The 11518-nt window shown below is 60.7% G+C and carries 15 protein-coding genes and 1 tRNA gene; 7 read left to right on the top strand and 9 right to left on the bottom strand.

The window, feature by feature from the left end; translation table 11 throughout:
* On the top strand, positions 1-470 hold a 470-nt coding region (locus tag EOA86_RS06940; RefSeq protein ID WP_128341070.1), incomplete at its 5' end, for a glutathione binding-like protein.
* Positions 471-515: 45 nt separating this feature from the next.
* On the top strand, positions 516-1007 hold the full coding sequence (locus EOA86_RS38490; RefSeq protein WP_164891595.1) for a hypothetical protein: 492 nt from the start codon (positions 516-518) through the stop codon (positions 1005-1007).
* Here the strand turns inward: EOA86_RS38490 and EOA86_RS06930 are convergent.
* The 4 genes from EOA86_RS06930 to EOA86_RS06910 form a co-directional block, all read right to left on the bottom strand.
* Positions 998-1618: a nucleoside triphosphate hydrolase gene (locus EOA86_RS06930; protein WP_128341069.1), complete on the bottom strand. Its 621-nt coding sequence runs from the start codon at positions 1616-1618 to the stop codon at positions 998-1000. The two genes, EOA86_RS38490 and EOA86_RS06930, sit on opposite strands and share 10 nt — an antisense overlap.
* 657 nt (positions 1619-2275) lie before the next feature.
* A complete protein-coding gene (locus EOA86_RS06920) occupies positions 2276-3244 on the bottom strand; it encodes a D-2-hydroxyacid dehydrogenase (RefSeq protein WP_128341068.1) in 969 nt (322 codons plus the stop codon).
* Between the two features lie 2 nt (positions 3245-3246).
* A complete protein-coding gene (locus EOA86_RS06915; protein ID WP_128341067.1) occupies positions 3247-4044 on the bottom strand; it encodes a pyrroline-5-carboxylate reductase in 798 nt (265 codons plus the stop codon).
* 105 nt (positions 4045-4149) lie between these two features.
* Positions 4150-4632: an isoprenylcysteine carboxylmethyltransferase family protein gene (locus EOA86_RS06910; RefSeq protein WP_127207961.1), complete on the bottom strand. Its 483-nt coding sequence runs from the start codon at positions 4630-4632 to the stop codon at positions 4150-4152.
* Positions 4633-4765: 133 nt separating this feature from the next.
* Between EOA86_RS06910 and EOA86_RS06905 the strand changes: the two genes are divergently transcribed.
* Together EOA86_RS06905 and EOA86_RS06900 are read left to right on the top strand one after the other, a co-directional pair.
* Positions 4766-5269, top strand: a complete 504-nt coding sequence (locus tag EOA86_RS06905) for a MarR family transcriptional regulator (RefSeq protein ID WP_127207960.1) — start codon at positions 4766-4768, stop codon at positions 5267-5269.
* Positions 5270-5478: 209 nt separating this feature from the next.
* Entirely contained in the window at positions 5479-5793 is a 315-nt protein-coding gene (locus tag EOA86_RS06900) for a hypothetical protein (protein WP_128341066.1), read from the top strand.
* Positions 5794-5869: 76 nt separating this feature from the next.
* Here the strand turns inward: EOA86_RS06900 and EOA86_RS06895 are convergent, their stop codons facing one another.
* The 3 genes from EOA86_RS06895 to EOA86_RS06885 all read right to left on the bottom strand — a co-directional run bounded on the left by EOA86_RS06895 (position 5870) and on the right by EOA86_RS06885 (position 7540).
* The gene (locus EOA86_RS06895; protein WP_065009975.1) at positions 5870-6103 is read right to left on the bottom strand and encodes a hypothetical protein; all 234 of its coding nucleotides are present in this window, start codon (positions 6101-6103) and stop codon (positions 5870-5872) included.
* 539 nt (positions 6104-6642) lie between these two features.
* Positions 6643-7059 (bottom strand): LysR substrate-binding domain-containing protein, encoded by a 417-nt coding sequence (locus tag EOA86_RS06890; protein ID WP_127207958.1) that lies wholly within the window; start codon positions 7057-7059, stop codon positions 6643-6645.
* A complete protein-coding gene (locus tag EOA86_RS06885; RefSeq protein ID WP_127207957.1) occupies positions 6974-7540 on the bottom strand; it encodes an NnrU family protein in 567 nt (188 codons plus the stop codon). The genes EOA86_RS06890 and EOA86_RS06885 overlap by 86 nt, the downstream gene beginning before the upstream one ends.
* 950 nt (positions 7541-8490) lie before the next feature.
* Here EOA86_RS06885 and EOA86_RS06880 point away from each other — a divergent pair.
* A complete protein-coding gene (locus EOA86_RS06880; protein WP_065012366.1) occupies positions 8491-8784 on the top strand; it encodes a GYD domain-containing protein in 294 nt (97 codons plus the stop codon).
* Between the two features lie 319 nt (positions 8785-9103).
* Positions 9104-9472, top strand: a complete 369-nt coding sequence (locus EOA86_RS06875) for a VOC family protein (RefSeq protein ID WP_127207956.1) — start codon at positions 9104-9106, stop codon at positions 9470-9472.
* On the opposite strand, the gene EOA86_RS06870 is transcribed toward EOA86_RS06875, so the two are convergent.
* Positions 9418-9843: a hypothetical protein gene (locus tag EOA86_RS06870; RefSeq protein WP_206629969.1), complete on the bottom strand. Its 426-nt coding sequence runs from the start codon at positions 9841-9843 to the stop codon at positions 9418-9420. The two genes, EOA86_RS06875 and EOA86_RS06870, sit on opposite strands and share 55 nt — an antisense overlap.
* Positions 9844-10694: 851 nt before the next feature.
* Positions 10695-10771 (bottom strand) — tRNA-Arg (locus EOA86_RS06865).
* A 224-nt stretch (positions 10772-10995) separates the two neighbouring features.
* Between EOA86_RS06865 and EOA86_RS06860 the strand changes: the two genes are divergently transcribed.
* Positions 10996-11518, top strand: a 523-nt coding sequence (locus tag EOA86_RS06860) for a type I restriction endonuclease (RefSeq protein WP_206629968.1), incomplete at its 3' end; no start/stop codon positions are given.

Genomic DNA, 11518 nt, shown 5'->3' with positions numbered 1-11518 from the left:
GCCCGGGCGGCAGGCCGATCGGGCTGTTCGAATCCGGCGCCATCCTGCTCTATCTCTCAGACAAGACCGGAAAGCTGGTCCCGGCCGACCCGGTGCGGCGTTACGAAACGATCCAGTGGGTGTTCTTCCAGATGGCCTCGATCGGGCCGATCTTCGGGCAGGTCGGCTTCTTCCACAAATTCGCCGGACGCGAGATCGCCGACAAGCGGCCGCTAGCGCGCTATCGCGACGAATCGCGGCGGCTGATCGGTGTGCTCGAGACGAGGCTGAAGGGCCGCAGCTGGATCATGGACGACGACTACACCATCGCCGATATCTCGATGCTGGGCTGGGTGCGCAATCTGATCGGTTTTTACGAGGCAAGGGAACTTGTCGGCTTCGACGACTTTCGCCATGTCGCGGCATGGCTGGAACGCGGCCTTGCCCGCCCGGCGGTGCAAAAGGGTCTTAGTATCCCCGCCCGGGGCTAACTAGGGGGCTAATCTGTCGAGCTGCACAAAGCGGCTGTCGTACGCGTGGCCTATTTTGTCTTGGCTTTTGATTTTGAGCCGCCCTTGCCCATAACGGAAGCGGCAAGAGACGCAGCGCTCCTGGCGGTGGCGACAACCGCCCCGGCCGCGACATTGGCCGTCGTTTTGACCGTGCGCATTGCACTGTCTGCCATGGAGCTGCCACCGCTTGCCGATTTCCTCGGCTTGGCCGGTTTTGCCGTGGCCTTAGCTGCGGTCGGTGTCACTTTCTTCGGTGCCGCCTTGCCGAAAGTAGGCTTTGCATCCTTGGAGCGGGCGGCGACCGCCGGGCCAGCGCCCGTCTTTGATTCAGTTGCCTTTGCTTCAGTTGCCTTTGATCGAGTTGCCCTGCCCTTGCCGGGCGCAGGCTTTCTTGCCTTGGTTGCCATCGGAGTTGCCATGGGACAGTTTTCCTCATGTCAGCATCATTGCCGTATCCGACATAACGGCCGGAAAGTCCTAAGGTTCCGGCGGGGCCTTCCTGCGCATCAGGATTGATCGCCGATCACCAGATCGGCGGGGCGGCGGGGGGCAAGCACGCGGTCGATGTTGGGCATGTCGTTGGAGGCGATCCAGGCGCGGGCATCCTCGTCGGAGCGGCCATGGTCATGCCATCGTTCAAGCAGCCGGCGCTCGAGTTCGGCGCGCGACACGTCGACGAAGATCGAGAAATCGAACAGCGGCGCCAGTCGCGACCATGGTTCTTCGTCAAGCAAGAGATAGTTGCCTTCGACCAGGATGAACTTTGTGTCGGCGGCGATGATCGAAGCGCCGGCGCGCGACAGCTCCATGCTGCGGTCGAACACCGGAATGGCGATGTCGGGCTCGGCCGCGCGGATGCGCTTCAGCAAGGTTTCGAAGCCGGCAAAGTCAAAGGTTTCCGGAGCGCCCTTTCGCGCGCGCAGGCCGCGCTGCTCGAGCACGATATTGTCGTAATGGAAGCCATCCATCGGCACGATTTCGGCCGTACCTTCCGGCAGCAGTTCATGCAGGCGGGCCGAAATCGTCGACTTGCCGGCGCCCGGAGGACCGGCGATGGCAACGACAAAACGCCGCGCCTTGCCGGCGCGCTTAAAGATGGTGGCGGCGAGGTGGGCAATCTCGGACATGAGTGCCTTTCTGGCTGGGTGTTTTCGATCGCATCTTGGCGATAGTTCGCGGAAATTTCAAATCTGGGATCGGTACTCGACGCAGAAGTTTTTGACCGCCCGTTGGCAAGTAGCAAACCTCTAGGATTGGCCGAAACGATCCTCCCTTTCGTCATCCTGGGGCGGAGCAAGGAGCGAAGCGACGCGGCGCAGACCCCAGGATCCATGCCGTGACATCAGCCGAGGAACGCGGCGGAACAGAATAAAAGCGCTCTGTAGCGATCCTTCGCGCCCCCCTCTGTCCTGCCGGACATCTCCCCCACTTGGGGGGAGATCGGCAGCTTCGCGGACAGCGTCCTTTTTGCAAGGTTGGTTGTTGGCGAAATCAGTGATGAAGGCCAATCTCCCTCCTTGTGGGGGAGATGTCCGGCAGGACAGAGGGGGGCGCTGTCCCGCCGCGATCAAAGGTTCTCCACCGCAGCAGCGCTCCGAGGAAAGGCATGATCCCAGGGTCTGCGCCGCGTCGCTGCGCTCCTTGCTCCGCCCTGGGATGACGAAGGTGTGGTGGCTTATGGCTAATCGCAAACGCTCGAGATTGGCAGGAGGAGATCGGTCGGCGGCAACCATCACAGCCTCCTTCAGGCTCAGTCAAAGAACCAAATCCTCTGTGCAGAGGAACTAGTAACCGCGTCTTGGATCGACAACGCCGAGCAGCTTTTCGCCGCGCCGATAGCGGCTGAGATTGTCTGCGAACATATCAAGCGCTTTCTCCTCCCAGCCTTCATAGACCGACGAGCAATGCGGCGTGACGATCACGTTCTCATAGCCCCAAAGTGGGTGATTCGCCGGCAGCGGCTCGGTCGAAAACACATCGAGCGCGGCACCTTTGATGCGGCCGCCGTCGAGCGCAGCCACGAGTGCTGCCTCGTCGACGACGCCGCCACGCGAAACGTCGATGAGCACCGCCGACGGCTTCATCGCGGCAAACGCCGCAGCGCCGATCAGCCCGCGCGTCGCCTCCAGCAGCGGCACGCAACAGGTGATGAAGTCGGCCCGGCCCCAAAGCCCCGGCAAGGACTCGATGCCGTGAACCTCGTCGACATCGGCGGTTGCCCTGGGATGCGCACGCACGCCGAGCGTCGTCAGTCCCAGGGCCTTGGCGCGCCGGGCCAATGCTTGCCCGGTCCTGCCGAGGCCGAGCAGCAGCAAGGTCTTGCCCTGGATCGGCTCGACCGCCCCGGTGATCCAAGTCCGGGCGCGCTGATGCCTGGCGAAATTTCGAAGGCCGAGCGAGAAGGACAGCATCGCCCCCAGCGCGTATTCGGCCATCATGTCGGCCGCGACCCCGGCGGCATTCGTCACCGTCACCTTTTCGGGGTCCCAGGGACCCAGATGATCCGTCCCCGACCCGCCGACCGACACCCATTTCACCGTCGGGCTCTCCAGGAGAGCGGAGCGCGGGAAACGCGCCGTACCGTCGAAGCGCACCGAATAGACGATCTCGGCTTTTGTCTGTTCTATCAGGGCGGCCAGGCCGGCGTAGCTGTCACAAGGGTAGACCGACAGCCCCGGATGCGTTTCCCGCAACAGCTTCATCGCCACCGCCGGCGCGTTGGTGTGAAGGATTACGGCAGGACCAACTGTCATCGTCACGATCGAGGGCCAATGCGCGGCGCTGCTCCTGCCGCGATGCGCCGATGCACGCCATCCAGGCTTTCTGCGAAGGCATCGAAGACATTCCCTGCCGTGAGCTCGCGCACAACCTGTTCGTTGATGCCGCCGCGCGTTGCATAGTCTTGCGCCAGATCCATGAAGCCCATATCCGGCGTTGTTTTCGGTGCGTTTGCCAGCGCTTTGAAAATGGTGGCGATGTAGTCGTGCGCCCGCGCGTCGGCGACGCCATGCTCTGTCAGCCATCCATGGATTGTATCGAGATATTTGAAATAGCTGGCAAATGTCGCGGTAACGACGCTCAGCGCGTCGAACTCGCTCGGATCATCGACCTCGATCACCTTTCCCAGTCGGCCGAAAAACGCCGCCACGCGCCGATCGGGCGGGCAGATGATTGTCGCTCCCTGCCTGTGAGCGATCATCGGCATGGGAAGTGCTTTCGTCACCTGCTCCACGGGAGCGATCAAGGCGGCTATTTCCTCGCGCGACAGGATGGCGATCAAGCTGACGACGTGATGGTCCCGACGAAACTGCAATCCTGCAAGCACGTCATGCGCAATCTGCGGCCGAACCGCCAGCATGATGGTATCGCAACTGTCGAGGACGGCCTGATTATCGGGTGCAACGCGGACATCCGGAAAGCGAAGCGCCAGGCCGGCAGCGATTTCTTGATTACGAGGCGACAGCAGCACCGATACGGAATTGTCCGCGGCGGATTTAAGTCCGCTGACAATCGCTGACGTGAGCGCGCCTGTGCCGATGAAGCCGAGTTTCATTTGATACCCTGTAGCGTTGGTTCTGGATCGTCGTCAGCCGACAAAATAGTACCAACTCGACGAGACTTTGGGATCAGGCGTCACACATCAGGATTCCTGCGACTCTCAGAGCCACCGCCGCACGCGTTGCCTGTAGTGGCGATAGGCATCGCCGAAGCGCCGCTCGAGGTAGGCCTCCTCGCGGGCGACGACGCCGTAGCGGATCAGGATTGCAAGCGGCAGCGTCAGGACAAGGATCCACATATTCTGCGCGGCCACGCCGATGCCGCCATAGATGAGGAACATGCCGAGGTAGATCGGATTGCGCGTCCATCCGTGGACGCCGGTCGTCACCAGCACGCGCGTCGGCTCATTCGTCGGCACCGGCGTCTCCGCGCGCATGAAGTTGCGGATGCCCGCGGCGAACAGCGCAAAACCGATCAGGATCAGCGAGCCGCCGATGATCCAGGTGACCAGGTCATTCCTGGGGAACGGCAAGCGCAGCAGGCGATCCAGCACGAAGCCAATCAGGAAAGCAGCGAGAAAGAGCAGCGGCGGTCTCGCGATGACACCCGCGGTTCCGCTGTCGGTTTGCCCAGCCTGGTCCATGTCTGCTCCCGCAGATGCTGGAGGGCCATGAAGCCCTACAGCCGCCTAGAAACGACAACTAAGGTGTCATTCTAAAAGTTGACAACTGCAGTGTCAATCGCAGAACTTGGCACGGAAAAGGGGAAAGAAGGCGATGGCGTCGGCACGACACGGGACCGGGGCGGGCCCAAGGACGGACCCCATCGTTGACGGCAAGGCCGAGGCGATCACCGAGCTGATGCTCGAAGTGGCCCAGTGCTTCTTCAGAATACGGGCTCTCGGCCAGAAGACCGGGCTCATCACCAGTTGGGGCGGCGGTGCGTTCGGCTTCATGCGAAGCCTGGCGCTGCTTGGCCCGCTCACCGTGCCGCAGATCGCCCAGATGCGGCCCACCAGCCGTCAGCGCATGCAGCGGCTGGCGGATGAGCTTGCGGCCGAGGGGCTGGTCGAATTCATCGACAATCCAAAACACCGGCGCTCGAAGCTTGTGCAGCTGACGCGCAAAGGCGCCGCGCGCTATGGCGAGCTGAACGCTCAGCTCTTGGCGATCGCCTCGACCATGGGCGTCGCTCTCGACGAAGCCGATATCCGCAAGACCGCCGAGGTCGTGCGGCAGCTAAGCGATGACGTGAAAGTGCGGTCGGAGCGGCTGTCGTAGCGCTGGCGCAAAGGCGGCGCGGCGCCATTGATGGGAATCCTGCTTGAGCGCCTCCTCGGCCTCGTGCCGTTTCAGCCTGGATGCGCTTGGCTGTCGCCCCTTCCGTCCAAGCCTGCCGGCGACGATTGCCACCCGGAACCTCTGCGGAGCTGAGGCGTTCGAACCGCAGGAGCTGAGAGCTGCACCTGCAATTTGCAAAGAGTACTGCAATGGCTCAGAAACCAGAGATAACGACAGGCACCAACGACCGGCCGCGCAACGAAACCATAGGCCAATCCGGCGAAGGTCTGCCCGATGACAGCAGCACGTCGCTTGAAGTCGACGAAACCGTGGTCGCCCAGTTGAGAAAGCAGCTGCAAGGCAAACTCGAACAATTTGGCGAAGCCAATCCCGACGCGACAGGCATTCCCGGTGCCGGCGAGCATATGTGTCACCGCTGCGCCGGGACGGGTATGATCGACGGCCGCACCTGCCCCGAATGCGGCGGAACCGGAAAGGTGACGACGCCGATCGGCGGCGGCTGAGGCGATCAAGACAGCGATCACGCTTCGCGGCAACCTCATCACTGAAGCGTCAAGGGGCCGATGCAAATTGCGCGGATCAGATCGCCGGCACCCACTTCCAGAACACGCCCTCCATCCGTTCGGGGTAATGCTTGAACTCGCATTCGAAGCGCCATCCGTAAGTCTTGGCGGCCGCCAGCGCTTCCTTGCTGACCGGGTTCATGCCCGTTCCCGGCGCGAACCAGTCCTCCAGCAAATCGTCGGGCACGTAGGCGCCGATCCTCAAAGGCAGCTTTTCGAGGACGACATCCATTTCCTCAGGTGCGGACAATGGTTCCTCCCTTCGAGAGCTATCGACAAACAAGTCATTCGAGGCGGATTGGGTTCCAGACCATGGCAGAGTGGAAGGGAAACGTGATGGGCGACTGTCTCTCGATCTGCACATTTCAGGCCGCCCGCCGCCGCCGGTTGGTCGAACGCCGGCTAGCGTGTTCTCACAAGGTTGCAGATGGAGCTATGGGGCATACTTGACGACCGCTTGTGGGCGCCTTGCCGTCCGGCAGGACCGAGGCCGGAAGCAGACCGGCAACTTCTGGTGTCCGAAAAACGATAGCGGACATTCGGACGGCCGCGATGCGTGCGAACGGCGACCTTGTCGCTTATTGTCGTGAACGTCACGAAATGGTGCGTTCCGCTGGTTCAAACACCTGAGCCGCAGAACGCCCGATATGAGCTTCGAAGGACTGGCTGTACTAGTTTCGCGACCATAGCTCTTCCGCCGCAAACGCTTGTTGGTGATACGGAATGCACACGCGGCTCATCAATTCAAGATTGCCGGCGGCACATTCCGGCGCGACGGTGACGGTTCTTCTAAGCTTCAAAAGGCGGACGCGTGTTGCGACTCGGCGATTGGTCGGACGCTCGGTCCCAATAAGGCGGATCGCCGAAGCTTCGCCGCAGACTTTCGATGAGCGCGAGCACCTTGGCTGACGCACTGCGCTCACGCGGATAAGCGATGAACAGCTCCGCGCCTTCGGCCTCTACACCAATGTCGATTCGGGTGAGGGCCCCGTCTACAAGCTGGTAGTGGACGAAGAAGGTAGGCAGCAGCGAAATGCCGAGGCCGGCGACAGCGCTCGATCCGCGGCAACTGGTGGGATTCGCCAGGACATCCTCGAAGGCGCGCCGTCGCTGCGGACGTTCAAGCGAAGGGCGAGACTCCGAACAGCCAGCCGTGCAGCCAGAGCCCGAACAATGCGAAAGCCACCAAGCCGATGCCCACAGCAATCAGGTCGCTACGCGGTCGCACGACCGCGGGTGCCGGATCGCCGCGTGGAATGACGGCAATGAGATCGACAATCGCGTAAACCAGAAATGCTCCGAAGACTAGGAGCGAGGCAAGGTCGCCATTGGCCAGGAGGTGGCCGATGGCCCAAAGGATGATGCCCACCAGCATCGGGTGCTTCAGCCGATGCTTGATTGAACCGGTGGGCAAGTAAGCGGCTGCCAGAAAGACGAATGCGGCGAGCACCAACACCGACGCGACATGGCGGCCCCAAGAGGGCGGCTCGTAGATCTCAGGCGCATTGGGGCGATAAAGACTCCAGCCCCAGACGATCAGCACGAAGCCGATGATCGATAGGAGCGAATAAAGTCCCTTCCAGCGCCGCTCGTTTGTGGCGATTTGCTGATCACGAAAGCTGCCGGCGGCGATCCGAACAGAATGGATTCCGAAGAAGATCACGAGGCCGAAAACCAGTACTAGCATAACACCTCCGAGGTTCGGCGCGTCGGCGGGAAGCTTACGCTCTCGCTCGAGTTGCCGGCTGCATATGCGCAAAACGGATCCTGCGAACGAGATGGTCAGAGTAATATATCAGGGACCCGCAATCTTGGAATGGGCAAAGCTGCCGATTGGCACGGCACCGCACGTTTGACACCTGCCAGTCGCCGCCTTCGCGCGGCACCACTCGGTCTTCAAAGTCTCGCTCTTGGCGTTGATTCGGCTGTGCGCCACCTTTCGGGTCCTTCGCCCAATACGGGATCAGACCCCACCGCGCCGACACAAACATGGTCGTACCGCGCACCAACTCATCGACAACGATCATCGGATATGTCAGCCGGGGTGCGCCGTTCTAGACCGGAAACTGGTTCGACAGCCGGTCGACCTTGTCCGGATCAGCGAAGGAAAACTTCGCCACCATCTCTGCGATAGAGCGCTTTACATGAACCCGTCCACACATTGGGCGAAGATTGTTGCCCGAAAATCGAGACTCGAGCTTCTGGACTCAGGACAGCGACAGACACCGCTATGACAATCGTTCTGGCTGGTGGCGAAAGCGTGCTGTAAGTCTTGTCCTCCAAGTGGCCGTCGATCTCAGCTACAGTCCCTCGTCGGTCTTCCTACACTTGGGCCGGCTGCGAGGAGTTGGACGACGTCGCAGGGTGGCTTCGCCGAACTGCTGGACCACGGCTCGATCGAGATCACATTCGCATCACAATGGCGACGAGGCCATCCTCCAGGCCAAACGTGATCCTTCTTCAACGGCCTGCTAGGGCCTTCCGCCCACTGTTCCCGAGCCAAGGCGTCATAAGGGAGCCATTCTTGCAATCGGCCTTAGCAATGGGACGCAGTTCGCGTGACGTGCTATGCTTTGAGGCGGGAGATACGGCGGTCGCCGAAGCGCCCGCATGCCTCCCTGTCTATGGGAGGATAATATGGCTTACTATGTGCTGCTCACCAACTTCACGGATCAGGGGGCAAAGACAGTCAAGGACACCGTAAAGCGTGCTGAAGCATTCAAGGAGATGGCGGCCAAAAGCGGGGTCAAAGTGCATTCGCTTTACTGGACGCTCGGTCAGCACGACGTGGTCGCGATTGCCGAAGCGGACGATGATATAGCCGCGACCGCGCTCAGCTTATCAATAGCTTCGCTCGGCAACGTCCGAACGCAGACCCTAAGGGCGTTCGACGCCAACGATATGGCAAAGGTCATTGCCAAGATGGGCTGAAGAAAGAAGCGACAATAAAGATCGCGCCGACCGTTGGCGCAGGCAAACGGCCGACGCGACCGCGCCGATCCACAGTTCCGGGTTTCAGGCACGTGACGTGTGGGCGCGGGCTTCGGAAGAGATGGTTTACGTGGTTTGTGACTCAGTGCTTCCGGGAGGCTTCCCTGGAATGTCTGAGCCGGCGGCGACCGTGTCCTCGACGTCGGCGATCTCACCGTCTTGGCCGTGGCGCCGGGTAGGCGATGCAGCGAGAGCGTTCATCGTTCTTCATCGTTCAATGGAGGGGTGAGGAGGACCGGGCGGGACCAAGGAGAATCATATGTTCAGCCATGTAAAATTCGCCCATCTGCCAGTGCGCGACCAGGATCGCGCGATCGCATTCTATCGCGACAAGGTAGGGCTTAAGGTCGCGACGGATGCTCCCTATCGGGACGGTCTCCGCTGGATCGAGCTGGCCGTCGGGGAGTCGCCCACCCATCTGCTTTTCACAGAGCGGCCCGACGACACGCCCGGCGAGACGCCGAGTGCAATTCTAATTACACCCGATGTCGGGGCGGCCTATGAACGGCTGACAGAGCGCGGCGTGGAGTTCACGCACCCGCCGTCGCCGGCACCTTGGGAGCCAGGCGCCACCTACGCCCTTTTCCGCGACAGCGAGAACAACCTAATCATGCTCGGATCGCATTGATCGGGCGAGCTGGAGGAGCACTCCAGGCAGCCATCCGCGAAAAATTTCGTCGGCAATGCCAAAGTGAGAATCTTCGTGCTCTCGGATTGAGTTTCATAGCGCCCACCATCGGTCAGAGCGCTCGGTATCCTCGACAAGCTGCTAGAAATTTCGCAGAAGCTATCGATCTCGCTTTCGCGGTTGTGGAAATGGGGTGAGACGCGCACGAGCCCGTTGCGCGCCTCGACACGGACGCTGCGCATTCGAAGCAGCGCCGCCAGCGCCTCGGCATCCGATGACCTGAAGGAGATGATACCGGCGGCCTCACGCTGCGACGTCACGATGTCGGTGCCGATCCTGATCAGATTTCCGGCCAAGCGCGCACGCAGCATTGCGAGACGACGGAAGATGTTCTCCCAGCCGAGCGCCTCAAGGTCCAGCAATGAGGCTTCGAGGGCGCATCCAAGATGTGGCCCGTGATCACGCTCAGGCTAGCGACCGAAAATGCAGACGCCGCTATTTTCCAAGGCGGGTGTAGACGGCACGTGTCGCCTTCCAATACACCCGAATCTCCCAACGGATAGCTTAACCCGATCTTGCCTTCAGCCTGGAGAACCTTTGGTTCATCAGGCACTTCGTTGAGATAAATGGCGCCCCGCATGTCCGCGATGAGACTGTGGTATGACCGTGCCAGTCCTCACCGAGCATTTTCGTTGCCGCCTTTCCGTCGATAGTTGCCGTTCGGATTTTCGGTCTAAGATAGTGAAGTTCCAAGGCAAATCGTCCGCCACCCGGGACCACGCCTGCGACTACTTCGCGTTGCGAATAGTGAGAGACAAGCCGGGGAAATGGACAAGTCGAATCGTTCGTTTAGACAACTAATGTCAGCGCTATCTGGCTACGACACCGTAATCAATGCCGGTGTCGTCATGGAGCTAGGCGATTGCGCTTATCCTAGCTGTTCTGCCGCCACTGGCGCGTGAATGACCGCTTTCGGGAAGTGGCAGAAGGGCAATCAACGACGGACACGCGGCGCATAGCGGTCATCCAACGACGAATATGCGAGCTCTGCCATGAGGTCCAAATACGCCATTCGACCGTAAGCGATTCGGACTTTTTCACCGCCGATCACCGCCATTACTAGGCTTTTTTCGCCTTCTGGCTATTTCCCGCTCTTCGCACGGGCGTAGTTCCGGCGGCGATTGGCGGCAATTTTCGGTGCTTGCGTGGTGGAATGTGCCCTTGGCGCACCCGACAGGATTCGAACCTGTGACCTCTGCCTTCGGAGGGCAGCGCTCTATCCAGCTGAGCTACGGGTGCCTTCAGGATCGAAATCCGGAAAACGAACCAGCCAGTGAACCGGCCAGCCACGGCTTCTTAGCGGAAGCCGAGGCGGGCTTCAACGGCCAAGTGGAGGTTGTGCGAATTCCCACGGTCCCCACAAAACGTGGGCTTTTAAACGGCTCACTAGCCGATGTGTTGAACTGCACCCTTGATCGGAATGAGCTTACCTCATAGAGCCAAGGGTGGGGGAACATCAGTTGATGGACAAACGAAGCCTCACTGAACGCGACATCTGCACGAAATTCATCTTGCCTGCCGTCAAGCACGCTGGATGGGACGAGATGTTGCAGGTTCGGGAGGAGGTCTATTTCACCAAGGGCCGCATTATCGTGCGCGGCAAGCTGGTGACGCGCGGCAAGGCCAAGAAGGCCGACTTCGTTCTCTACTATAAGCCGAATATCCCGATCGCTCTGATCGAAGCGAAGGACAACAATCACAGCGTCGGCGATGGCATCCAGCAGGGCCTTGACTACGCCGCGACACTAGACATCCCTTTCGTCTTCTCCTCAAACGGCGATGGCTTCGTCTTTCACGACCGCTCGGGGCAGAGCGATACCAAGGAAGCGAACCTCGGTCTCGATGCTTTCCCTTCACCCGCCGATCTGTGGGTGCGCTATCGCGCCTGGAAGGGTCTCAACCCGGAAGCGGAACAGATCGTGCTTCAGGATTATTTCGACGACGGCAGCGGCAAGGCCCCCCGCTATTATCAGGTAAACGCCGTCA

It is taken from the genome of Mesorhizobium sp. M5C.F.Ca.IN.020.32.2.1 (assembly GCF_004023105.1).
Lineage (GTDB): Bacteria > Pseudomonadota > Alphaproteobacteria > Rhizobiales > Rhizobiaceae > Mesorhizobium > Mesorhizobium wenxiniae.
The sequence above is the reverse complement of the archived record's forward strand: the minus strand, read 5'-3'. Positions and strand labels throughout refer to the sequence as shown.

Bases quoted from the DNA above. Each gene is read 5' to 3' on its own strand.
- EOA86_RS06915 (WP_128341067.1), bottom strand. From the start codon at position 4,044: ATGAAACTCGGCTTCATCGGCACAGGCGCGCTCACGTCAGCGATTGTC.
- EOA86_RS06885 (WP_127207957.1), bottom strand. From the start codon at position 7,540: ATGCTAGTACTGGTTTTCGGCCTCGTGATCTTCTTCGGAATCCATTCT.
- EOA86_RS06905 (WP_127207960.1), top strand. From the start codon at position 4,766: ATGGCGTCGGCACGACACGGGACCGGGGCGGGCCCAAGGACGGACCCC.
- EOA86_RS06875 (WP_127207956.1), top strand. From the start codon at position 9,104: ATGTTCAGCCATGTAAAATTCGCCCATCTGCCAGTGCGCGACCAGGAT.
- EOA86_RS06930 (WP_128341069.1), bottom strand. From the start codon at position 1,618: ATGTCCGAGATTGCCCACCTCGCCGCCACCATCTTTAAGCGCGCCGGC.
- EOA86_RS06910 (WP_127207961.1), bottom strand. From the start codon at position 4,632: ATGGACCAGGCTGGGCAAACCGACAGCGGAACCGCGGGTGTCATCGCG.
- EOA86_RS06900 (WP_128341066.1), top strand. From the start codon at position 5,479: ATGGCTCAGAAACCAGAGATAACGACAGGCACCAACGACCGGCCGCGC.
- EOA86_RS06920 (WP_128341068.1), bottom strand. From the start codon at position 3,244: ATGACAGTTGGTCCTGCCGTAATCCTTCACACCAACGCGCCGGCGGTG.
- EOA86_RS06880 (WP_065012366.1), top strand. From the start codon at position 8,491: ATGGCTTACTATGTGCTGCTCACCAACTTCACGGATCAGGGGGCAAAG.
- EOA86_RS06870 (WP_206629969.1), bottom strand. From the start codon at position 9,843: ATGCTGCGTGCGCGCTTGGCCGGAAATCTGATCAGGATCGGCACCGAC.